Raw genomic sequence first — 22,371 nt, forward strand, 5'->3', positions numbered from 1 at the left:
GGCCGGGCGCACCCGGCCGTGACGGACTTTCTCCCCAGGAGCCATAAACGATGAAACGACGCAGTCTTCTCGCGGGGGCCGCGGCCGTCGCAGCTTTGCCACGCCCGTCCCTGGCGCAGGGTGCCGGCGCCCGCACGCTGAAATTCATCCCGGAGGGCAACCTCGCCAACCCGGACCCGATCTGGACGACGACGACGGTCGCCCGCAACCACGGCTACATGGTCTACGACACGCTGTTCGGCGTGGATTCCAAGCTGATCCCGAAACCGCAAATGTGCGACGGGTATGATTTATCGGACGACAAGCTCACCTGGACCTTCAAGCTCCGGGACGGGCTGAAATTCCACGATGGCGCCCCGGTGCGCGGCGTGGACTGCACCGCGTCCATCGCCCGCTGGGCCAAGCGGGACGCCTTCGGGCAGCGCCTGCTGATGGTGCTGGACAGCATGGAGTCCAAGGACGACCGCAGCTTTACCGTCAAGCTGAAGCAGCCTTTCCCCCTGCTGGTGTCCGCCCTGGCAAAACCGGCGGCGAACGTGTGTTTCATCATGCCGGAGCGTGTGGCCAAGACCGACGCTTTCACCCAGATCACCGACTTCACCGGCTCCGGCCCGTTGCGCTTCCTGCGTAACGAGTGGACGCCGGGCTCGCTGGCGTCCTACGCCAAGTTCGACGGCTACGTGCCCCGGCAGGAGCCGCCGGACTTCGTGGCCGGCGGCAAGGTGGTGAATTTCGACCGGATCGAGTGGAACATCATCACCGATTCCGCCACCTCCGCCGCGGCGATCCAGACCGGGGAGGAGGATTGGTGGCAGACCCCGATCAGCGACCTGCTACCGCAATTGCGCAAGATGCGTGGCGTGACGGTGAAGCCGATGACGAGCATCGGCAGCATCGAGGTGATCCGGTTCAACCAACTGCACCCGCCCTTCAACAACGTCAAAATGCGCCAGGCGGTGCTGAAGGTGGTGAACCAGAAAGAATACATGCAGGCGGCGTATGGCGACGACACCAGCCTGTATAAGACCGGCGTCGGCGTGTTCACGCCGGGTTCGCCGGCGGAATCCAGCGTCGGGATGGAAGCGGTCGATGGTCCGCGTGACCTAGCCGCCGCCAAGAAACTGGTGCAGGAGGCCGGGTATAAGGGCGAGAAGATCGTCATCATCTCCCCCACCGACTACCCGTGGTTGGAGGCATTCTGCCAGGTCGCCCGCGACACGCTGATCAAGCTGGGGCTGAACGTGGACTACCAGGCGTCGGACTGGGGCACGGTGGTGCAACGCCGGGCCAGCAAGGAACCGGTGGAGAAGGGCGGCTGGAGCATCTTCTGCACGGGGTGGGAAGGGCTGAACACCGCCGACCCTGGTGGCCACTATCCCATCCTGGGCAACGGGTTGGACGCCTGGTTCGGCTGGCCGACCGACGCGAAGATGGAGCAACTGCGCACCGACTGGTTCAACGCCCCGGATGCCGCAGCGCAGAAGAAGGCGACGGACGCGATCCAGGCGCTGGTGTGGGAGGACGTGCCCTACGTCCCGCTGGGCCAGTATTTCCAGCCGGCGGCGATACGGACCAACATCACGGGGGTGCTGGACTCGCCGTTTCCGATTTTCTGGAACGCGAAGAAGGGGTGAAGCCGAGGGGATAGCCGCCCCCCGGACACCTAGCGAAAGGGGTTGAAGGGGACGACTGTCCCCTTCGCTCAGAACACTTGCCGGAAGATCACATACAGCGACCCGGCAATCGCCATCGCTGCCGGCAGCGTCATCACCCAGGCCAGCGCCATGCTGCGCAGTGTGCTCCACTGCAGCCCCGACCCGTTGGCGGCCATCGTCCCGGCCACGCCGCTGGACAGCACGTGGGTGGTGGACACGGGCAGGCCATACGCATCCGCCAGCCCGATCGTCGCCATCGCCACGATCTCGGCGGAGGCGCCTTGCGCGTAGGTCAGGTGCGTCTTGCCGATCTTCTCGCCCACCGTCACCACGATGCGCTTCCAGCCAACCATCGTGCCCAGCCCTAGCGCGATCGCTACGGACACCTTCACCCAGAGCGGGATGAAGCGGGTGCCGCTATCCAGCGAGGAGCGCAGGGAGTTCAGCTGCTTCTGTTCGTCATCGCTGAAGCCCGGTGCATGCGCCCCCATTACCCGAACCGCGTCGGAAGCGAGGTACATGTCGTTACGCACGTTCTGCGTCGCCGCGGCCGGGATCGACTTGATCGCGCCGAAGTTCTTCACCTGCTGGTTGATGTCGCCGGTCAGCACGGCCAGGGCGGCGTAGACTTCAGGCTTGTTCACCTCTTTGGTCTTCAACGCCTCACCGACCACCCCGCGCGCGGCACGCGCATCGGCGGGCGGAGCGGCGCCGTTGCTATGGCCCTGCAGCACACCCTGGGCCGATTGCGTGGCGGCAAGGAAGGCTGGGGTCGTGCTCTCCGGCATGGCGCGGTTCAGCGCGTAGGCGGTGGGGGCGGCGCCGATCAGGATCAGCATGATCAGCCCCATGCCCTTCTGCCCGTCATTGCTGCCGTGGAAGAACGACACGCCGGTGCAGGTCAGCACCAGCAGGCCGCGGATCAGCGGCGGCGGTGGCTTGTTGCCCTCGGGTGCGGCGTAGAGCGACTTGCTGCGGATCACGAACTTCATCACCAGCAGCAGCAGGGCCGACAGCACGAACCCGATCACCGGGCTGAACAGCAGCGCCTTGAACACGCCCACCGCCTGGCCCCAATCCACGCCCGAGGTCGCGGACCCGGCGGGCGCCATGAACTGGTTGGCCAGGCCGACGCCCATGATCGACCCGACCAGCGCGTGGGACGAGCTATTGGGGATGCCGAACGCCCAGGTGCCGAGGTTCCAGATGATCGCCGCGATCAGCAGGGCGAAGATCATCGCATACCCGGCGCCGCTGCCGACCTGCAGGATCAACTCCACCGGCAGCAGCGTCACCACCGTGTAGGCGACGGCGCCGCTGGACCACAGCACGCCCAGCAGATTGAACGCGCCCGACCACACGACGGCGACCATCGGCGGCAGGCTGTGGGTATAGATGACGGTCGCGACGGCGTTGGCGGTGTCGTGGAAGCCGTTGACGAACTCGAACCCCAGGGCGATCAGCAGCGCCAGGCCCAGCAGCACCAGCGCGCCGATGGCCAGGTTGTGTTCACCCACGTCCGACATGTCGGTGGCGATGCTGTAGGCGGCGAACAGCAACCCGGCGACCAATACGCCGATGAACACGACGGCGCCGAGCGCGTGCGGCTTCTCGTCCATGTGCGGCCGGGACAACGGTCCCGCCGTCAGTCCGGTATCTGCAGTGAAGTCCGACATCTCGCCCCCGAGGGAAGGTTAATATCGGGCCTTTATCGAAACATCCTGGCCCGTAGGATGTCGTTAATGTGACAATTTGCTCACGACGGCGGAACTATCCGGCCGAGCAGTGGCAGGCAAGCAGAGTTCCGCCACACCCAGCGCGCCATGGTGGTCCGGCCATTGGCCAGCGTCGCTGTGCCGGGTGGTCCTGATTATCGGGGTCCAACTGGCCGCGGTGACAACGCGATCTTGACCCTGTTGGCGACGGCGACGATGCAGCCGCGGAAAGTTAATTCCGCGGCCGCATCGCAACCGGGCTCAGTAGCGGTAGAGGTCGTGCTTGAACGGACCGGCGACAGGCGCGCCGATATACTCGGCCTGCTTCGTCGTCAGCTTGGTCAGCTCTGCGCCGACCTTGGCCAGATGCAGCGCGGCCACTTTTTCGTCCAGGTGTTTCGGCAGGGTGTAGACCTTCAGCTCGTACTTGCCGGCCGGGGCGCCCCACAGTTCCAGCTGCGCCAGAACCTGGTTCGAGAACGAGGCGCTCATCACGAAGGACGGATGGCCGGTGGCGTTGCCGAGGTTCACCAGGCGGCCTTCGCTCAGCACGATCAGGCGCTTGCCGTCGGGGAACACCACTTCGTCGACCTGGGGCTTCACGTTGTCCCAGGTGTAGTTGCGCAGCGCCTCGATCTGGATCTCGCTGTCGAAGTGGCCGATGTTGCACACGATGGCGCGGTGCTTCATGGCGCGCATGTTGTCGATGGTGATGACGTCGACGTTGCCGGTGGCGGTCACGAAGATGTCGCCGCGCGGGGCGGCCTTCTCCATGGTGACGACCTCGTAGCCCTCCATCGCCGCCTGCAGCGCGCAGATCGGGTCGACTTCGGTCACCAGAACGCGGCAGCCGCCCTGGCGCAGGCTGGCCGCCGAACCCTTGCCCACGTCGCCGAACCCGGCGACCACGGCAACCTTGCCGGCCAGCATGACGTCGGTGCCGCGGCGGATCGCGTCCACCAGGCTCTCGCGGCAGCCATACAGATTGTCGAACTTGGACTTGGTGACGCTGTCGTTCACGTTGATGGCGGGCACCAGCAGCTTGCCGGCCTTGGCCATCTCCCACAGGCGGTGCACGCCGGTGGTGGTCTCCTCGGAGATGCCCTTCACGTCCTTCAGCATCTCGGGGTACTTGTCGTGCATCAGCACGGTCAGGTCGCCGCCGTCATCCAGGATCATGTTCGGGGTCCAGCCATCCGGGCCGCGGACGGTCTGCTCGATGCACCACCAGAACTCCTCCTCGTTCATGCCCTTCCAGGCGAAAACGGGGGTGCCGGCCGCGGCGACGCCGGCGGCAGCGTGGTCCTGGGTCGAGAAGATGTTGCAGGACGACCAGCGCACGGTGGCGCCGAGGGCGGTCAGCGTCTCGATCAGCACGGCGGTCTGGATGGTCATGTGTAGGCAGCCGGCGATGCGGGCGCCCTTCAGCGGCTGGCTGGCGCCATACTCGGTGCGGATCGCCATCAGGCCGGGCATCTCGTCCTCGGCCATGGAGATCTCCTTGCGGCCCCAGGCGGCAAGGGTGAAATCCTTGACCTTATAGTCGGTCGGTAGTGCGACGTCGGGCATCGGCGGCTCCTGGCTTGCGTTTCGGGCGCTATATAAGGATATCTTGATGTTTGCAATTCCCATCTGCGGATAGGCTCTGAAGACCAGCGGATGAGCTGTGCGACGTTTTCGGATGCGTAACTTCTATTGCTGCGTTTTCAACGGATTTGCCGCGTTGACCGGCTATACTGCGATGCAATAGGTTCGCGGTCGTGGCTGAGAGAGCAGAATGGTAAAGAAAACACCGGACACGCGATCCCGGCTAGGCCAGATCGACGCTATAGATGACACGCTTATCCGCGGTTGGGCAGTCGATAAAACCCAATTGAAAGGGCCCGCGACTCTCGTTTTACTTATTGACGATAAAATCGTCGGAGGATTTACCTGCACCGACCCCCGACCGGAGCTGAATGCCGAGGGTATTCCCGGGGATCGTCTTGGTTTCCGCTTCCAGCTGCCCCCGGCGGTGATCGATGGCAAGCCGCACCGCATTCGCATCCGGTTCCGCACCGGGGAGGCGTTGTATTTCGGGCAGGGCGAGCAAGCCAGGGATGAGCTTGAGGTCGTTTTTCAGACCACCGCCATCCATGGCGTGGTCGACGGCATGTCCGGCGCGTCCGTCCGTGGCTGGGCGTTCCGCAGCAACCGGGTGACCGGCGAACGCAATGGCAACGTGACGCTGGAGGTGAGGGCCAACGGGATCCGCATTGGCGCCGTCAAGGCGACGCTGATCCGCAACGACGTGGCCGAAATGTTGGGCTGCGAGCCGCATTGCGGCTTCATGTACACCCTGCCCACGCGATTTCGCGACGGCAAGCCGTTCGTCCTGGAATTCCACGGCACGCCGGAGGGCGGCCAGATCCAGGGCAGCCCGTTCAACGGCCGCGTCCTGACACGCGACAGCAGCGACCGTTTGTTCGAGATGTATGCCAAGATCGAGGCGCTCTGCACCCAGGTGTATGCGCTGAAGGATGAACTGCGGAACATGGTGTCCGCGGATGAATACGACCTCAGCACCTACAAGCTATGGATGACCAAGTATCTCGACACGTTGCGATCCCGCGTGTTGGCCGAGCGGCGCGGGCCGGATTACGCGCGGCTCATGGGCGGCGCCTCCAGCAAGGTGTCCGTCATCTGCCCGGTCTACAAACCGGCGGTGGCCGATTTCGTCGCCGCGGTGGAAAGCGTGCGCCGGCAGAGCTGGACCGACTGGGAGCTGATCCTGGTCGACGATGCCAGCAAATCCCCGCAGCTGACCACGGCCATCGATGCGTTCTGCGCCAAGGATCCGCGGATCCGCGTCATCCGCCACCCGAAGAACCTCGGCATCAGCGAGGCGACCAATGCCGGCATCGCTGCCGCCACCGGCGAATGGATCGCCCTGTTCGACCATGACGACCTGCTGGTCGATGTGGCGTTGGAGATCATGTTGCTGGCCGCGCGCAATACTGGCGCCAAGCTGCTGTATTCTGATGAGGACAAGGTCGATCAATACGGCAATCTGAGCGACCCGCATCTGAAGACGGACTGGAACTACCGGCTGATCCTATCGAACAACTATATCTGCCATCTGCTGTTCGTCGAGGCCACGACGCTGCGGCAGGTGGGACCGTTCCGCCCAGCCTATGACGGTGCGCAGGACCACGATTTGATCCTCCGGCTGTCCGAAGCCATTCCTGCCACGCAAATCCACCACGTGCCGGAGATCCTGTATCACTGGCGCAAATCCGCGACCTCCACCGCCGGGCTGCAATCCGCCAAGAGCTACGCGGTCGAGGCCGGGCGCAAGGCGCTGGCCGACCACCTGGCCCGGCGCAATTTGCCCGCCGCCATCGTGCCGCTGTTCAACTCCACCCTCTACGAGGTCCAGTGGGGTTTCCTGGCCCAGCCGAAAGTGTCGATTCTGATCCCGTTCAAGGACCAGGTGGAGACGACGAAGCGCTGCGTTGAGGCGATCCTGAAACTGACTGCCTATCGGAATTACGAGATCGTGCTGATCGACAATTGGTCGACCGAGCCGAAAACCGAGGCCTGGGTCGATAGCATCCGGTCCAACAAGCGCATCAAGATCATCCGGGTGGAGGAACCGTTCAACTACTCTCGCATCAATAATTTGGCTGCAAATCAGTTGGAGACGGATTTCTTCCTGTTCCTGAACAACGACGTGTTCGTGCAGCAGGCGGATTGGTTGCGCATCATGGTCAACGAGGCCCTGGCCGATCCGCATGTCGGCGCTGTCGGCGCGAAGCTGATCTACCCGAACCAGACCGTGCAGCATGCTGGCGTGGTGCTGGGTGTTGGTGGCGTGGGTGACCACATGTTCCGCTATGTCCTGTTGGACGCGCCGGGCTACTGCTTCCGTGCGATTTGCGCGCAGGATATGTCGGCGGTGACGGCGGCGTGCATGCTGTGCCGGGCCGATGCGTTCCGTGCCGTCGGCATGTTCGACGAGGAGCGATTCACCGTCGCGTTCAACGATGTTGATCTATGCCTGCGCATCGGCCGCGCCGGGTATCGCATCGTGATGACCCCGGCGATGATTGCCGAACACCACGAGAGCCTCAGCCGTGGGACCGATTTGGCGGAGCACAATTTGCCGCGATTCTACGGCGAAAACCAGGCGATGGTGGATCGCTGGGGGCCGCTGCTGCTGGACGACCCGTATTACAACCCGCATTTCTCCCGCGAGGTGGGCATGTTCGAGAAATTGTCGAACGCGTCGTTGCAAGCGGCGCGGGCGCCGTCGTTGCTGAAGAAGCCGGTGCCACGGGCGGTGTTGCCGCCGGGTTCCAGTTTCCCGGAGCCTACGTCGGATGCCCCCGGCAAACAGATACCTAGCCCGGTCAAAGCGCCGCAACCCAAGGTGAAGCCTAAGTCACCATCGCGCAAGACGGCGATGGTGAGCTAACGGCGCGAGGCCGAATTCAGCGAATATTCGCGATATGGACTGCGATATGGGCGCGGGCGTTCGACTGGTTGGCCCACTCCATCATCCGGAGCAACTCGAACAGCACCGGCATTTCTCTTGGGTAACGGTTGGCAGTTTCGATTGCCATGGCGCCGGCCTCGGCTGTCTTGCCGGCCCAGATGAGCATGTCGATCCGTGACAACGTGCCACCAGAAGACGGATCGCGGTCGTTTTGCGCGGTAATCGAGTCGAACACGTCCTGGACTTCGGCATTGCCAAAATCGAGGGTTTGGTTGGAAGGATAGGTGTTGGGCCCGCGCTGGAACACGGTGACGTTGCGATAGGTCGCAACACTGCTGGTCATTGTCGCAAGCTGGCTCAGCAATGGATCTGGATTGGGGTCCACGAAACCCTCGGGTGCGTGCATCGCCAGGGACAGGCGATGGGCGAGATCGAAAACCGTCCCACGCCCGTCCGGATGGCCGCCCATGTGGGATGCGAACGAGGTCTGCGTATCCTCGATCGCGTAAATTCCGTTGGGTGCCATTGCCGGGTAGAGATGCCGGAACGACCCGACCATGTGGTCGACGGCGTGGCTGCCGTCATCGATGATGATGTCGAACGGACCTGCCTCGCGCGACAGCCGGTCCAGCAAATCGTAATCGACCTGCGAGCCCTGATGAACCTTGACGCGTGGGGAAAGCGACAGCGTCTTGCGTTCGACATCGAGGCCATGGATCGACGCGTTCGGAAAATACTCCGCCCACATCTTCAGTCCCAGGCCACCGGCCTTTTCCGAGGAATACCCGCCCACGCCGATCTCCAGAAATCGCAGCGGCTGCTCTCGCATGTGCTGGAACAACGCATGATAGATCGGCGTGTAGAGATGACCGCCATACCTGTCTGATCCATGTCGAATGGCGGCTCGGGTCAGGGCATCAAGTGCTTTGGCCATGAGTTGACGTCGCTATCCTGCAGGGGGGAAGTGAACGGCGATGCGCGTATCAGTAAAGCGCATGGTCGGCACCCTACCGGGTCCGTCCTATCCGGTATAGGGTGGTTGGCTCCATCCGCGTTATCGATGTTCGGTAGAATTCGTGCAAGAGAAGGTCCGATCTGCGATGCAGCAGAAGAGTATGCCGACGATCCGCATTCGGCCGTTGGGCAATCTCGGCAACCAGATGTTCCAATTCATGGCGGCCCAGACAATCGCGTCGCAAGTGCCGGGGAGCGTCATCGCCAATGTCGATATTCCCGAATGGAATTTGCACTATCCCGATAGCAGCGACGATCCGACCGATCGGCTCGTGTTCGATCATCGGCAGGAGGTGACACAGGTCAGTTTCGTCGATCCAGATGCACTGGCGGCCGCGCTCAATGCCGAAGCGATTTCGCGTGTGGAGCTGAGTCATTACTGTCAGAACACCGGCAATCTGCTGCCGCCAGCCGGCTACACGGCGTTTTTTCCCTTCGATGGGGCAGTGGGCGGCGCCGGGCCGGACGAATTGCTGATCAACATCCGCCTGGGCGACATCGCGAACGCGCAACATCCGGACTACGTTTTGCTGCCAATCGCGTTCTACCGGATGCTCGTCGCCGTCACTGGATTGAGGCCGGTGTTCTTAGGTCAGCTTGACGACGGCGCATATCTGGCCGCGTTGAAGGCCGAATTCCCCGATGCCGTATACCTCCCCAGCAAAGGTGCCATTGCCGATTTTCAGTTCATCCGGAACTCTTGCAACATTGTGCCCTGCATCAGCACCTTCTCCTGGTGTGCGGCATGGTTGTCGCAGGCGGACCGGATCATCTTCCCCGTGGCCGGCCTGTTCCACCCGCTGCAGGGCCGCCACGCCTGGCTGCTGCCGCTCGACGACGCGCGCTATAGTTTCTACGTGTTTCCCATCTACTATTCGGCCCCGCAGGACGCGGCGCTGCACTACCACGCGGGGCTGGAAAACCTCTGGCGGCTGGTCTGCCCCGGCATGCTGGAGGGCCTGCGGACCGCCCCCCGATACAAACGTCGCAAGGCGGATTTCATCAAACTGTTCGATGCCGCGTTCTACTGCAGGGAATATCCCGACGTGAGCGAAATCGTGGCCAGCGGCGCGCTCAAATCGGCATTGACGCATTACGTCATGAACGGTTTTGACGAGAACCGGCGGGTGGTGGACATCGACCCCAATCGCTATTTTCAGCGCTATGTCCTAGCAGCCATCGAGGTGAGCCAGGGTGACTACACGGACGCGCAACACCATTACATCGCGACCGGGCACAAGCGCGGCTATCATCTTGGCTAGCCTTTATCCTATCGCAACCGCAATTCGGCTCTGGTAGCGGCTTCGGCCATGATCGGGGTGAACCAGGCCTCGTCCGTGCCCGGCTGTTGAAACCGCGGATCGGTCGCCAGTAAGTCGACGACTTGTTTCAGCCGCTCGCTATCGCGTTGCGCCACCAGCGCCAGAACCTCGACCATGCCGGGCAGGCTTCGCAAGGTTGCGATCGCCTGGTCCAGATGCGGGGCACAGGCGAGCGCCCTCGTGTCGACACGCGATGCCGGCGAGTCGAACCAGAACCGGAAATAATGCGCCACCGGCGGCGGCAACGTCTCGGTCGACAGCGGAATGAGGCCGATATCGCCCCGGCCCCGAGTCCGGCGCATCACGAATTCCTCGGCGGATTTGGTGAAGTAGTGGTTGATCCAGGCGCCTTGGTCAGTCGGCTCCTTTGCGAAGGCGGATCCGGCCGTGATGTAGTCCTGCACGTGCGGCGTCCCGCTCGCCGTGCGAAACGACCAGGCAGTGAAATCGTCCCATATGGGAAAGTGGCACTGCGAGTGAATGAACTGCGACGGGCGGCTGATCGCCTTCACATGGAAGTTCGGCGTCGGTTCCCGGTGCAGACAGCGCTGCGTCACCGGAACGTCGCTGCGGAAAATCTCGTGATGCGCGGTGTAGACGACCCAATTGAGCGCGATCGCATCCGTCTGCCGCACGGTTATGCTCGCGATGAAGTCGGGCAGTGAGGCGAACCGATTGGTGTCGAACACAATGAACTCGTCGACGTCGATCACCGCCGCCCAGTCGTAGCCCAGCACGTCCGGCAACATCTGGAAGGCGTGGCCATACGCCTTGCCTTGTGGCCCGATACCGGGACCAACCCGGTTGTGGATCAGCGTAATGACCCCGTCCCCCGCCAGGATCGACAGCATCTCGTCCGAACCATCGTTATTGTCGTTGGTATAGATGAAGAACGCCTCGACCCCGATTTCGCGGTGGTAGGCAATCCACTCGAGCAGGTAAGGCGCCTCGTTCCGGGCGGTGGCAACGATGCAGATGCCACCTCGCGGCGCGGCACTGCGACGCGCGAAGGCGCTGCACATATGCGCGGCGGAGGCGTATTTGCCGCCGAACCCGAGGGTCATCAGGACGTCGAAGCGTTCGTCGATCAGCCGTATGCGCGGCCCGGCGGTGCCACCCTGCCAGCGCACCAGATCAGGCAGGGCATGCGCCGCCCACAAATCGTCCGGCAATGCCCGCGTCAACAAGCGGGCGGCTTCCGGGGCGGTTGCCAGCGCCCGGCCCACCCACTCGATCTGCTTCGGCGGCAGTACCCGCAGGACCTGGGCGAAATGCGATGGCGACGGCGTCGCCCCTTCGTAGAGATAGGCCAGCACGGCCGGCCCGTCATGCAGGCGCTGCAGCAAACCGCGCAGTTGCCGCACTTCCTGTTGCACGTAGGCAGGCACCGAAGCCATTGGCTCCAACGACACCCGTTCCCACGCGCCAGCCTCCCTGCGGTCGATTTCGACCGGGCCAACCCCGCCCTCCACCGGCACCGGGCATAGCAGGAAGCCGGTCAGTGGATGGTATAGGAACGAGGTGCCGTCCGCGTCCCGCCACACCCGCAGGCTCAGAACGTCATGATGCTCCGGGTCATGCGACAGGTGCAGTGGAACGGACGGCCGCTCCGCTGGGATCAGGAAGCCCACGCCCTTGCGGTCCGCCGGCGCCCAAAGCAGCAGTGGGACGTGGTCCCCGACGAGCGTGGGGCCATCGATAGGCACGGGGCCATCGATAGGCTTGGGGCCATGGCGGACCCGGCCAGTCTCCCGCTCCATGAATAGCCTCGTGCCATGGACGGTCACGACGTCGAACACATCCATTGTCTCAGGCTCCGTCAGGTGGCGCGCCCCAAGTTACAGCGTGCCGCCCTTGCGCCCCACGGCTGCACCCAACCGCAGCCGCAGCGCCTGCAGCTTGATGAAGCCCTGGGCGTCCACTTGGTCGTAGGCGCCCTGGTCGTCCTCGAACGTCACAACCCGGGCGGAATACAGGCTGTTCGGGCTCTCGCGCCCGATCACGCTCACATTGCCCTTATACAGCTTCAGCCGCACCCGGCCGCTCACGCTGTTCTGGCTCACGTCGATGGCAGCCTGCAGCATCCGTCGCTCGGGGCTGAACCAGAAGCCGTTATAGATCAGCTCCGCATAGCGCGGCATCAGCTGGTCCTTCAGATGCGCCGCCTCCCGATCCAGCGTGATGCTCTCGATCCCGCGATGGGCCTGCAGCAGGATCGTGCCACCCGGCGTCTCGTACACGCCGCGGGACTTCATGCCGACGAAGCGATTCTCCACCAGGTCCAGCCGGCCGATGCCGTTGGCCTTGCCCAACTCGTTCAGCTTGGCCAGCAGCGTCGCCGGGGACATCTTTACCCCGTCGATGGCCACGGCGTCACCACGCTCGAAATCCATGCTGATCACGGTCGCCTTGTCCGGCGCGTCCTCCGGCCGGATGGTGCGCTGGTAGACCAGTTCGGGCGCCTCGTCCGCCGGGTCTTCCAGCACTTTGCCTTCGCTGCTGCTGTGCAGCAGGTTGGCGTCGACCGAGAACGGGGCGTCGCCGCGTTTGTCGCGGGCGATGGGGATCTGGTTCAACTCGGCAAACTCCAGCAGCTTGGTGCGGCTGGTCAGGTCCCATTCGCGCCAGGGGGCGATCACCGTCACGTCGGGCTTCAGCGCGTAATAGGCGATCTCGAACCGCACCTGGTCGTTGCCCTTGCCGGTGGCGCCATGGGCCACCGCGTCGGCGCCGACCTCCTCGGCGATCTGGATCTGCCGCTGGGCGATCAGCGGCCGGGCGATGGAGGTGCCCAGCAGGTACTGGCCCTCATACACGGTGTTGGCGCGGAACATCGGGAAGACGAAGTCGCGCACGAACTCCTCGCGCAAATCGTCGACGAAGATCTGCTTGACGCCGAACATCTCGGCCTTCTTGCGGGCTGGCTCCAGCTCTTCCCCCTGGCCAAGGTCGGCGGTGAAGGTCACCACCTCGCAGCCATAGGTGGTTTGCAACCAGCGTAGGATCACGCTGGTGTCGAGGCCGCCGGAATAGGCGAGCACTACCTTCTTCACATCGCGCTTGGGCATAGCTAGACCTCCGGTACACCAGGGGTCGCGCATAGCCCCGAAGCGCGAAGGCGGCAAGCAAATGCGGCTTGGTTGGGTGCTCGGAGTGCTTTTGCTCTCGTTCGGGGCTCGGGCCCAAGCGGTATTGGACTCAGCATCCGTGCCGGGGTTGGGACAGGCGGGCCGGGGGCTCTACAGCGAGTTCCTGCTCTCCAACACGCCCCGCGTGGCCGCCATCGACGGCAACGGTCATATCGGCTGGTACTCTGGCGGCCAATCCACCGAGGCCGCGGCGGCCCGCGCCATCACCCTGTGCGTGCAGCACGGCGGCATCGACTGCCATCCCTATGCGGAGGATCTGAGCATCGTCTGGCCGGGGCGGCAATGGCAGCCAACCCTGCCGCCCGGCCCGTTCGTCGACACGATGAATTACGGCTTCGTCCCGGATGCCCGTTTCCTATGGCATGGCCCGGCGGCCGCGCTGGGGGTCGTGGTCTGGTCGCATGGCACCACAGGCACGGTCGATTCCCGCGGCGTGCAGCCGCCATCTTTCCTGCGCGTGTTCAACGATGCCGGGTTCGACATCGTGCGGTTCGACCGCGCGCCAATGGTTGACAATCCCATCCGCGCCGCCGGTTGGCTGCGGGATGGGCTCGCGCTGATGCGACGCCAGGGCTACCGCCTGGTGGTGGCGGCCGGCCAGTCCCGGGGCGGTTGGACATCGCTGCAGATTCTGGACACGGCCGGGCTGGCAGATGTGGTGATCGCGACATCCCCGGCGGCCCATGGCTCCGGCGCCAGCCTGAACCTCACGGCGCAGGATGACGATCTGCGCGCCCTGATCGGGAATGCCCAGCCATCCCGCACCCGCGTCGCCATCGCGCAATTCGCCAACGACCCGTTCATGTCCGACGGCGACACCAGGATCAGCCTGATGGAGCGGCTGCGGCCGAAGACGGGTGGGCTGCTGCTGATCGACCGGCCGCCCGGGTTGAGCGGACACCTCGCCGCCGGCAGCACCGCGTTCAACCAGCGATTCGCCACCTGCCTGCTGCATTTCGCGACCGAGCCCAAGCCGCCGGTGACGTGCGCGCCCTAGCGCGATCGCCGCCGGCTAGCCGATCGGCGGCGTCCAATCCGCCATCGCCCGCATCAATTCGATCTGGCGTAGCGTCACCTGGCCGGATCGCATGTCGAACAAACGATCACGACGGATCTGTTGTAGCGTCCGGTTGATGTGAACCACGCTGAGGCCCAACGCGTCGGCCAAAACCTCCTGCGTCAGCGGCAGGGCAAAACGGTCGTCGTGAACCGCCCCGATCTGCTGCAGGCGGCTGTGGAATTCCAGCATCAGATGAACGACTCGCTCGTATGCGGTCTGCCGGCCCAGCCGGACGATGTGGTCGCGCTGGCGCACATCCTCGGCATAGGCCATGCGGTGCAGCGCGCGCGCCAGGCCGGGCATCACCGGGCCAGACCCGTCGATCGCCTGCATCAGTGGCCGTGCATCGGCAGTGACGACCTGCGTTAGCGCAATTGCCGTGCGCGATAGGGGCAAGTCGCTGCGGGTGGGGGAGCCTATGATGTCACCGGGTAGCAGGAAGTCCACAATCTGCCGACGCCCATCCCCCAGCAGCCGCTGATAACACGCCCATCCTGCCAGCAACACCTGTGGCATCTGGACCTTGCCCTCCGTACACAGCTCGGCCTGGATGGCACTGCTATGCGCCAGCGAGACGTTTTCCCGCAGGATATCCATTTCCTCGGCGGACAGGTCTGCAAGACCCGCCATACGCATCACTAAGGGGTTTTCGAACCGTGACGTATCGCTGGACCTAATGGCTGACCAGCTCATATCCGCACGCATCTCTTTCAATATAGGGCGCGACGGCAGACCGGCGCGCGCAGCGTTGCATGCACATCCCGATGGCTCGCGGCGACGGTCGCGTTGGCTAGCGACGATATCACGACGTCGGTCGCGGTCTCGCATGTCGTGGAAGGATGCGTCATGGTTTCGAAACAACAGGGTCGAGGCTTAGTTCCGGCCATACACCGCCCATCGCATTAATTGATAAGGCGAGTGTGTCATTCGTCGACAGCCTCATGGCGCCTGCCGCCGGTTGCCCGCCGCAGCCATGTCGTCACCCCGGGGATCCAGCACGATCGTGCATTGTAGGCCACCCGGCCGGAAGTCGAGCTTGGTCGACGCTTTCAGCTCGAAGGCGAGCCCTTGCTCGATCAGGTTGCGGCCAAAGCCGCGCCGGCTGGGGTTCACCTCGGTCAACGGCACGCCGTGTTCCAGCCATGCCAGTGTTAGCACGTCCCGGCCGGTGCGCGCGGCCGCAACCGGCGGTTCCAACCGCCAACGCACGGCAATCTGGCCGGACGGGATGGACAACGCCCCGTATTTCAAGGCGTTGGTCGTCAGTTCATGCAAGGCGAGGCCCAACACGCTGGCAACCTTGTCGGACAGCACCACGGGTGGCCCTTCAATGGACACCTGGCGATCGTTTTGGCCGCCATGCGCCGCCAATTCTTCGGCGACTAATTCCTCCAGCATGACATTACGCTCGGGCGTGCGCGCCGCCACGCTTTGGGACCGCGCCAAGGCGCCGAGCCGCCCGGCAAAATGGTCCGCGAAATGGTCCATATCCACGCTCGATTGCAGCGTCCGCTTCAGCAGCGAGCGCACGACCGCCAAAATGTCCTTCACCCGGTGCTGCATGTCCGCCAGCATCAGTCCTTGCCGGCTTTCCGCCTGGCGCCGCTCGTCGATGTCGGTGCAGGAGCCGAACCAGCGCACCACCCCCCCCTGCCGGTCCAACTGCGGCACCGCGCGTATCAGGAACCAGCACCAGGCACCCGTGGCGGCGCGAAATCGGATCTCGTGCTGCATCGTGCTGCCCCGCTCGGCCGCGGCCCGCCATAGCGAGTCCGCTTCCTCACGATCATCGGGGTGAACGGCATCCCACCAGCCGCGCCCCAGTGCCGCCTCAACCGCCAGGCCGGTGAAGCTGTGAAACGGTGGATTGACGTAATCCCAATCCCGCGACGGACGCGCGATGAAGAGAAACGCCGGCACGCTGGCCGCCATCAGATGCAGCCGTTCCTCGCTCTCGCGCCGGGCCTGGTTGGCGTTATGGGTGGCGCTCACATCGATGAAGGCCAGCACCACGCCAGCAGTCGCGGCTCGGCTATCGCGATAGGGCAGCATCCGGGCCAGGAACCGGCGGCCGTCCAGCGTACCGTCGATTTCGCGCTCCAGCATGGTGGCGCTCCGCAATACATTGCGCAGATCCGCAGTCAGGTTCGGGTAGTCGACATCAGCGGTCAAATCGCCGAGCGGACGGCCCAGATCGGCGTCGGATAGACGGAACATGCCGCATGCCAACGGGGTAAAGGTTCGGATGCGAAGGTCTTCATCCAGGAAGACGATGGCGATCCGCGTGCTGTCCAGCAAATTGCGAATGTCGGTATGGGCCAGGTCTAGCTCGACCACCCGGTCGGTCAGCTCGCCATTCAGCACCCGCAGTTCTTCGGTGGCGACTTCCAGCTCGGCATTGGTCGCCTCCAGTGCCTCGGCCGCGGCCTGGTAGTCGGCATTGCTTGCGATCAGGTCGAGCGTGGTGGCGCTAAGCCGGTGATTGGAGTGCTTCAACGCACTTGCCAAGCGGTCGAGCTGGATCTGCCGCTCCGGCCGGGCGGGCGACAGATCGGGGCCGGCCTGCTGGAACAGTATCAACAAGCGGCGCTCCCCGGCGTCGGCGGCCGGCAGTGGCTCCACCACCAGGCTCACCAATAGGGACGGGCCGGTAGCCTGGTCCATCGTCGTGGTCGCGCGGCCGATGCGGCCGGTGACCCGGGTCCAACGGATCAGCTTGCGCAGTTCCGGCAGGGTTTCGGGCCGCGCCATGCTGGCCAGGCTCAACGACGCCGGGCCAGTGGCTTCTAGAAACCAGCCGGTTCCTTCCGAGAACAATACCACGCAGTCAGCCTCGTCGATGACGACATAGGCCGGGGCGTGTTGGGCCGCGATGCGCTGCGCGTCGGATGCAAGCGCCTTGTCTGCTCTGGCCGAACCATCGGCCGGTCGCGTCAAGGGGGGCACAGGAAACCCTCGGTTCTGCCAAGCGGTCGGGGATACGACGGCGATCTGCATGGCCAGCGTAATGAGAACCAACGTTTCGGTCCAGCGCGCGAGGCGAACCTCATCGTCTAGCGATCCCGCCGCACGGCGCTCTCGTGCCAGCGGTGCAGCACCAGCCACGAGAGCAGGCTGGTGCAGCCGTAGATCACGATCCCGGTCAGCGACAGCAGCACCAGCGCGGCATACATGCGGGGAATGTCCAAGCGGTAGCCGCTCTCAAGGATGCGGTAGGCGAGCCCGGTGCCCCCGGTGGCGGTGCCGGCGGTGAACTCGGCCACCACGGCGCCAATCAGGCTCAAGCCCCCGGCGATGCGAAGGCCGGCCAGGAAATACGGCATCGCGGCAGGCAGGCGCAGATACCACAGCACCTGGCCGCGCCGGGCCCGGTAAAGCTGCATCAGATCCAGCATGTTGTGGTCGACCGAGTTCAGCCCCAGCGTGGTGTTGGACAAAATTGGGAAGAACGCCACCAGCCAGGCGCAAATCAGCAAGGCCAGGCGGGTGTCGTGCACGTAGATCAGAATCAGCGGCGCGATGGCGATGATCGGCGTCACCTGAAGCACTACCGCGTAGGGGAACAGGCTCGCCTCCACCCAGCGGGATTGCGCGAACAGGATGGCCAGGCCGCCCCCGCCGACGATAGCCGCCAGCAGCGCCATCAGGGTGATGTCCAGCGTCACCCACAGCGAACTGGACAGTGTGCCCCAATCCTCGATCAGCTTGGCGCCGATCGCGAGCGGGCTGGGCAGGATGTAGGGCGGGATATCGTTCAGCCGCACCACCGCCTCCCACGCCACCAGTACGACGATGCCGGTGACAATCGGCAGCAGGGCCAGCAGAAGGCGCTGGCTACGCATGGATGGCGGACTTCAGCGCTGCGGAGACGGTGCGGCAATCGGCGACGTAGCTGGGGGCGCTGCGGTATTCCTCCGTGCGCGCCGTTGGCGGCGGCAGGGGAATGTCGGCGACGACCCTGCCGGGTCGCGGCGCCATGACGACGATGCGGCTGGAGAGGTAGACCGACTCGTAGACACTGTGGGTGACGAACACGATCGTCAAGCCGTGGCCTTGCCAGAGCCGCAGCAGGTCGTCGTTCAGGTTGCCGCGGGTGATCTCGTCCAGCGCGGCAAAGGGCTCGTCCAGCAGCAGCAGGTCGGGCTGGGTGGCGATGGCGCGGGCGATGGAGACGCGCATCTTCATTCCGCCGGATAGCTGGCGCGGATAGGCGCGGGCGAAGCTGGTCAGCCCCACCCGCTCCAAGGCGTCCGCCACCCGGGGTTCGGCGTCGCCACGGGACAGCCCGGCCATCTGCAGGGGCAGGCGCACATTGCCCCAGACGGTGCGCCACGGCATCAGCGTCGGCTCCTGGAACACGAAGCCCAGCTTGGCGCCGGCCGGGCGCTGCACCGTGCCGGCGGTGGGCTCGCCCAGGCCGGCCATCAACCGCAGGGCGGTGGATTTGCCGCAGCCGGACGGGCCGAGCAGGCTCAGGAACTCGCCCCGGCGCACGGCCAGATCCAATCCGTCCAGGGCGACCGTGCCGTTGGGGAAGGCTTTACGCACGCCGGACAGGCGGAGGAGTGGTTCGTCGGCCGGGCTCAGGGCTTCGGCGCCAGGTCGTGTTTCTGATTCACGAAGTCCAAGGTGTAGGCTTTGTGGAAGTCCAGATCGGGTTTGTAGAGCCCGGCCTTGACCATCGTGTCGAAGAAACCCCTCCATCGCGCCTCCGTCATCGCACCGATCCCAAGGGCGAGGCTGTCGCCGGAATCGACGATGCCGTATTGGCGCATCACCTTGACGGAGTTGGCGAGCACGTCCTCCGTGATGTCCGGATTGTCCTTGTGGATCAGCACGTTGCCCGGTGCCGGATCGTCCATGTAGCTCCGCCACCCCTCGATCGACGCCTCGATGAACGCGCGCACGACCTGCGGCTTGTCGTGCACCAGCTTGGACGTGGTGAGGATCGTGGTGGAGTAGCTGTCGTAGCCATGGTCGGCGAGCAGGTTGACCACCGGTTTGATCCCCGTCGCCTTCTCGATCTGATACGGCTCGGACGAGACGAAGCCCTGCTGGATGGCCGTCTTGTCGGCGATGAACGGCGCAACGGAGAAATTGTATGGGCGGATCTGGTCGTCGGTGAAGCCGTATTTCGCTTTCAGGAACAGCCACGACCCGGTGCGCGTCGCCCCCCCGATCATGATCGGCTTGCCCTTCATCTGCTCCAGCGTGTCGCTGCCGGTGCCGGGATGGGAGATCAGCACCTGCGGGTCCTTCTGGAAGAACGCGGCGACGGCCACCACGGGAATGCCCTGCTGCGCCATCGCCATGGCGCCGAAGCTGCCGGAGGAGATTTGGAAATCCACCACCCCCGCCGCAACCTGCTGCAGCGGATTGGTCTGCGGTCCGCCCATGCGGATGGTCACGTCCAGCCCGTGCGCCTTGAAATATCCTTTGGCGACCGCCTGGTAGAACCCGCCATGCTCCGCCTCCGCCAACCAGTCGGTGCCGAACGTTACCTTGGTGAGTGCGCCCTGCGCCAAAGCGGGCCGGGCCAGCGGGGCAGCGAGGGCGGCGGCGAGCAGTGTCCGGCGGCGGGCTAGCATGGGCGGGCTCCGTAGCAGGGGCGATGGCGGAGCCTAAGCGAAGTGGCGCGCCGCGGTCACGGGGTCATGGCGCGATTCTGTCACAGCCGCCCAAACAGCCGCCGTGCCGTGATGGCGATGACGTCATAGGGATACGCCACGCACTCTCGCAGCCGCCAATACCACACCCGGCGCTCCCGCGGCGGTGGCGGGCAGTGGGCGGTACGCACGCCGACCGCGCGCATCAGCATGGCGCAGCGCGGCAGGTGGTAGTCGCTGCTGACGATGCGCACCGGGCCGGGGCTCGCCCCCAGCAGGCGCGCGCAGGCCACGGCGGACGACAGCGTGTCGGTGGCCGTTTCCTCCAGCGTGATGTGGTCGGGGGGCACACCGAACCCGGTCAGGATGGCGGCCATGACGCTGGCCTCGGACGGGCCGTGACGGCCGACAGCGCCCGTTGGCATGTAGTGGGAAGTGACGCCGCCGCAGCGAAACGCCGCCTCGACCCGGCCCTGCAACGTCAGGCTAGGGCGGCCGCCGGGAAGGATGGCGGCGCCGAAGATGATGATGGTCATGGTGGCGGCGCCAGCAGCAGGCGGTTGAGCGCGGCGAGCGGCGTGTACGTTTCCCGCCAGGCGCGGGTGAACGCCTCGGCGGAGGTGCGGCCGGCCATTTCCGCGGCGATGGCGGCAACGCTGCGTTGGCCGTCCACCAGGCGCAGGATGGCCGCCGCCAAGGGGGGCAGTGGCACCGGGTGGCGCAGCCCGTCGAACAGGAAGGGCAGCGTGCCGTCCGGCCGGATGTGCTTGGCCAACTCGGCGCCGGGCATTTCACGCATGACGGGGACCGCCGCCGGGTTGGCAAAGTCCGGCGGCGGAGGGGCATCTGCGGCGCGCACGGCGTAGACGACGTGGGTGCTGATGTTGCCGCACAGGGATTCTGCCAGGGCGGCGCGTTCCACCGGGTTCAGCGCGGCGGCGCGGGCGCGCAGGCGTGGGTCCGGCAGGTAGATGGCCGGGTCGTAGCGCAATGGCTCCATCCAGCAGGTGATTTGCAGCCCGGCATCGGCCAACAGGGCGTGCAAGGCGGGCACGTCGTAGGCGCGGTCGCGCGGGTTCAACAGTAGATCGTAGAGCCCGGCGTCACCCCCGCTGATGTGGTCGGCGAACAGGGTGTTCTGCCGTAGCCAGGCGGAGTCCGGCAGGTGACGCATCATCCGGCGCGCCGTGTCCAGCCGGGCGGATGGCGCTTCCGCCTCCGGCGCCAACAGCCGCAGCGCGTCCTGCAGCATGTAGACGCCGGTGCGGCCATGTGGGGCGTAGACCATCAGGCCCAGCCCGCCACCCGGCGCCAACACGGACAGCAGCGCCTGCAAGCCGGCCGCCGGGTCGGGCAGGTGATGCAGCACGCCGCAGCAATCGATGTAGTCGAACGGGCCAAGACCAGAGCCGGGTAGGTCCAGCAGCGAGCCCTCGTGCCAATCCAGCGTCAGCCCGCGCGCGGCGGCCCTGCCCTTGGCAATGGCGGCGGCGGCCCCGGATCGGTCCAAATACGTCACCCGCCCCGGCCGCCCCATGCTGGCGAGTTGCTGGGCCAGCATGATGGTGCCGTCCCCCGTGCCGCCGCCGGCCACCAGCGCGCGCAGGGGTTGGGAAGCGGGGCGGGCGGCGCCGAACACCCAATGGTCGACCTCGCGCAGATGGCTGGGGCTGCCGATCACGAGGCGCTTAGCCTCCTCCGCCGGGTCGCGGGCAGGGTAGGGATAGGCCTCGTATTGCGCGGCCAGGCGGGAGTCTGTTGCGTCGGTCATGGTGTACACCTATCCCGCGCACATGACGCTCGCCAGATCACGCGGATATTTCGGCATCGGGGCGGAGGGGACCAGCAAGTCCGCCAATGTCGGCGCGCTGTTGCGCACGGCCCACGCCTTCGGGGCGTCGTTTTGCTTCAGCGTGGCCGCCGGATACGACGCCCACGCCGCCCGCCGCGCCGACACCGCGGACACGCCATCGCATGTGCCGCTGTGGCGCTTCGCCTCTGTGGCGGAGATGCAATTGCCGCAGGGCTGCGTGCTGGTGGGGATCGAGCTGCTGGAGGATTCGGTAGAACTGCCGTCGTTCCGCCACCCGTTAAACGCCGCCTACGTGCTGGGGCCGGAGCGGTCGGGCCTGTCGCCGGAGATGCTGGCGCAGTGCAAGCACGTGGTGCGCATCCCGACCAGGTTCGCGTTGAACCTGGCGGTGGCCGGGGCCATCGTGCTGTACGACCGGTTGCTGCAGCACGGGCGCTTCGCCGATCGGCCGGTGGCAACCGGGGGCGCGCCACCGTTGCCGCCTGCAAGCGGCCATGGCGACCCAACGTTCCGCCAAACCCCGCCGCCATGGCTGGGACGCGAATAGAGATCCATCTCAC

Annotated in this window: 17 protein-coding genes; 5 read left to right on the plus strand and 12 right to left on the minus strand. The window is 65.2% G+C overall.

The features are described 5' to 3' along the window. Positions 1–50 precede the first annotated feature (50 nt). The gene (locus GSQ76_RS01815) at positions 51–1,634 is read left to right on the plus strand and encodes an ABC transporter substrate-binding protein (protein ID WP_158742205.1); all 1,584 of its coding nucleotides are present in this window, start codon (positions 51–53) and stop codon (positions 1,632–1,634) included. A 68-nt stretch (positions 1,635–1,702) separates the two neighbouring features. Here GSQ76_RS01815 and GSQ76_RS01820 read toward each other — a convergent pair whose 3' ends face one another. Then, positions 1,703–3,331: an inorganic phosphate transporter gene (locus tag GSQ76_RS01820; RefSeq protein ID WP_158742206.1), complete on the minus strand. Its 1,629-nt coding sequence runs from the start codon at positions 3,329–3,331 to the stop codon at positions 1,703–1,705. 300 nt (positions 3,332–3,631) lie between these two features. After that, positions 3,632–4,939, minus strand: a complete 1,308-nt coding sequence (ahcY, locus tag GSQ76_RS01825; protein WP_158742207.1) for an adenosylhomocysteinase — start codon at positions 4,937–4,939, stop codon at positions 3,632–3,634. A gap of 445 nt (positions 4,940–5,384) precedes the next feature. On the opposite strand from ahcY, the gene GSQ76_RS01830 reads away from it, so the two are divergent. Then, on the plus strand, positions 5,385–7,826 hold the full coding sequence (locus GSQ76_RS01830; RefSeq protein ID WP_158742208.1) for a glycosyltransferase: 2,442 nt from the start codon (positions 5,385–5,387) through the stop codon (positions 7,824–7,826). 16 nt (positions 7,827–7,842) lie between these two features. Here GSQ76_RS01830 and GSQ76_RS01835 read toward each other — a convergent pair whose 3' ends face one another. Further along, positions 7,843–8,781, minus strand: coding sequence for a class I SAM-dependent methyltransferase (locus tag GSQ76_RS01835; RefSeq protein ID WP_158742209.1), 939 nt, complete (start codon positions 8,779–8,781; stop codon positions 7,843–7,845). A 181-nt stretch (positions 8,782–8,962) separates the two neighbouring features. Here GSQ76_RS01835 and GSQ76_RS01840 point away from each other — a divergent pair, with 181 nt between their 5' ends. After that, positions 8,963–10,123, plus strand: coding sequence for a hypothetical protein (locus GSQ76_RS01840; RefSeq protein ID WP_158742210.1), 1,161 nt, complete (start codon positions 8,963–8,965; stop codon positions 10,121–10,123). Positions 10,124–10,131: 8 nt separating this feature from the next. Here GSQ76_RS01840 and GSQ76_RS01845 read toward each other — a convergent pair whose 3' ends face one another. Together GSQ76_RS01845 and GSQ76_RS01850 are read right to left on the minus strand one after the other, a co-directional pair. Further along, on the minus strand, positions 10,132–11,988 hold the full coding sequence (locus GSQ76_RS01845) for a glycosyltransferase family 2 protein (RefSeq protein WP_158742211.1): 1,857 nt from the start codon (positions 11,986–11,988) through the stop codon (positions 10,132–10,134). A 33-nt stretch (positions 11,989–12,021) separates the two neighbouring features. Further along, a complete protein-coding gene (locus GSQ76_RS01850) occupies positions 12,022–13,251 on the minus strand; it encodes an argininosuccinate synthase (RefSeq protein WP_158742212.1) in 1,230 nt (409 codons plus the stop codon). Positions 13,252–13,390: 139 nt separating this feature from the next. Between GSQ76_RS01850 and GSQ76_RS01855 the strand changes: the two genes are divergently transcribed. Continuing rightward, positions 13,391–14,329 (plus strand): hypothetical protein, encoded by a 939-nt coding sequence (locus GSQ76_RS01855; RefSeq protein ID WP_158742213.1) that lies wholly within the window; start codon positions 13,391–13,393, stop codon positions 14,327–14,329. 15 nt (positions 14,330–14,344) lie between these two features. Here GSQ76_RS01855 and GSQ76_RS01860 read toward each other — a convergent pair whose 3' ends face one another. From GSQ76_RS01860 to GSQ76_RS01890, 7 genes are all read right to left on the minus strand, one after another. Next, positions 14,345–15,022, minus strand: coding sequence for a Crp/Fnr family transcriptional regulator (locus tag GSQ76_RS01860; protein ID WP_158742214.1), 678 nt, complete (start codon positions 15,020–15,022; stop codon positions 14,345–14,347). 309 nt (positions 15,023–15,331) lie between these two features. Continuing rightward, positions 15,332–17,410 (minus strand): sensor histidine kinase, encoded by a 2,079-nt coding sequence (locus GSQ76_RS01865; RefSeq protein WP_158742215.1) that lies wholly within the window; start codon positions 17,408–17,410, stop codon positions 15,332–15,334. Between the two features lie 35 nt (positions 17,411–17,445). Next, positions 17,446–18,234, minus strand: a complete 789-nt coding sequence (locus tag GSQ76_RS01870; RefSeq protein WP_158742216.1) for an ABC transporter permease — start codon at positions 18,232–18,234, stop codon at positions 17,446–17,448. After that, positions 18,227–18,940, minus strand: a complete 714-nt coding sequence (locus tag GSQ76_RS01875) for an ABC transporter ATP-binding protein (RefSeq protein ID WP_174247272.1) — start codon at positions 18,938–18,940, stop codon at positions 18,227–18,229. Before GSQ76_RS01875 ends, GSQ76_RS01870 begins: the two co-directional genes overlap by 8 nt. 35 nt (positions 18,941–18,975) lie before the next feature. Then, entirely contained in the window at positions 18,976–19,980 is a 1,005-nt protein-coding gene (locus GSQ76_RS31570) for an ABC transporter substrate-binding protein (RefSeq protein WP_158742218.1), read from the minus strand. Positions 19,981–20,060: 80 nt separating this feature from the next. Further along, positions 20,061–20,534: a YdcF family protein gene (locus GSQ76_RS01885; protein WP_158742219.1), complete on the minus strand. Its 474-nt coding sequence runs from the start codon at positions 20,532–20,534 to the stop codon at positions 20,061–20,063. Continuing rightward, positions 20,531–21,769, minus strand: coding sequence for a methyltransferase (locus GSQ76_RS01890; RefSeq protein WP_158742220.1), 1,239 nt, complete (start codon positions 21,767–21,769; stop codon positions 20,531–20,533). Before GSQ76_RS01890 ends, GSQ76_RS01885 begins: the two co-directional genes overlap by 4 nt. Between GSQ76_RS01890 and GSQ76_RS01895 the strand changes: the two genes are divergently transcribed. Then, positions 21,768–22,358 carry an RNA methyltransferase gene (locus GSQ76_RS01895; protein WP_254070188.1) on the plus strand — a complete coding sequence of 197 codons (591 nt, stop codon included), beginning with the start codon at positions 21,768–21,770 and terminating at the stop codon, positions 22,356–22,358. The two genes, GSQ76_RS01890 and GSQ76_RS01895, sit on opposite strands and share 2 nt — an antisense overlap. The last annotated feature ends 13 nt before the right edge of the window (positions 22,359–22,371 follow it).

It is taken from the genome of Acidisphaera sp. L21 (genome assembly GCF_009765685.1).
Classification (GTDB): Bacteria; Pseudomonadota; Alphaproteobacteria; order Acetobacterales; family Acetobacteraceae; genus LMUY01.

Excerpts from the sequence above, each read along its gene's own strand:
- GSQ76_RS01850 (WP_158742212.1), bottom strand. The coding sequence starts at position 13,251 with ATGCCCAAGCGCGATGTGAAGAAGGTAGTGCTCGCCTATTCCGGCGGC.
- GSQ76_RS01895 (WP_254070188.1), top strand. The coding sequence starts at position 21,768 with ATGGTGTACACCTATCCCGCGCACATGACGCTCGCCAGATCACGCGGA.
- GSQ76_RS01845 (WP_158742211.1), bottom strand. The coding sequence starts at position 11,988 with ATGGATGTGTTCGACGTCGTGACCGTCCATGGCACGAGGCTATTCATG.
- GSQ76_RS01840 (WP_158742210.1), top strand. The coding sequence starts at position 8,963 with ATGCCGACGATCCGCATTCGGCCGTTGGGCAATCTCGGCAACCAGATG.
- GSQ76_RS01820 (WP_158742206.1), bottom strand. The coding sequence starts at position 3,331 with ATGTCGGACTTCACTGCAGATACCGGACTGACGGCGGGACCGTTGTCC.
- GSQ76_RS01885 (WP_158742219.1), bottom strand. The coding sequence starts at position 20,534 with ATGACCATCATCATCTTCGGCGCCGCCATCCTTCCCGGCGGCCGCCCT.
- GSQ76_RS01835 (WP_158742209.1), bottom strand. The coding sequence starts at position 8,781 with ATGGCCAAAGCACTTGATGCCCTGACCCGAGCCGCCATTCGACATGGA.
- ahcY (WP_158742207.1), bottom strand. The coding sequence starts at position 4,939 with ATGCCCGACGTCGCACTACCGACCGACTATAAGGTCAAGGATTTCACC.
- GSQ76_RS01860 (WP_158742214.1), bottom strand. The coding sequence starts at position 15,022 with ATGGCGGGTCTTGCAGACCTGTCCGCCGAGGAAATGGATATCCTGCGG.
- GSQ76_RS01815 (WP_158742205.1), top strand. The coding sequence starts at position 51 with ATGAAACGACGCAGTCTTCTCGCGGGGGCCGCGGCCGTCGCAGCTTTG.
- GSQ76_RS31570 (WP_158742218.1), bottom strand. The coding sequence starts at position 19,980 with ATGCTAGCCCGCCGCCGGACACTGCTCGCCGCCGCCCTCGCTGCCCCG.
- GSQ76_RS01870 (WP_158742216.1), bottom strand. The coding sequence starts at position 18,234 with ATGCGTAGCCAGCGCCTTCTGCTGGCCCTGCTGCCGATTGTCACCGGC.
- GSQ76_RS01890 (WP_158742220.1), bottom strand. The coding sequence starts at position 21,769 with ATGACCGACGCAACAGACTCCCGCCTGGCCGCGCAATACGAGGCCTAT.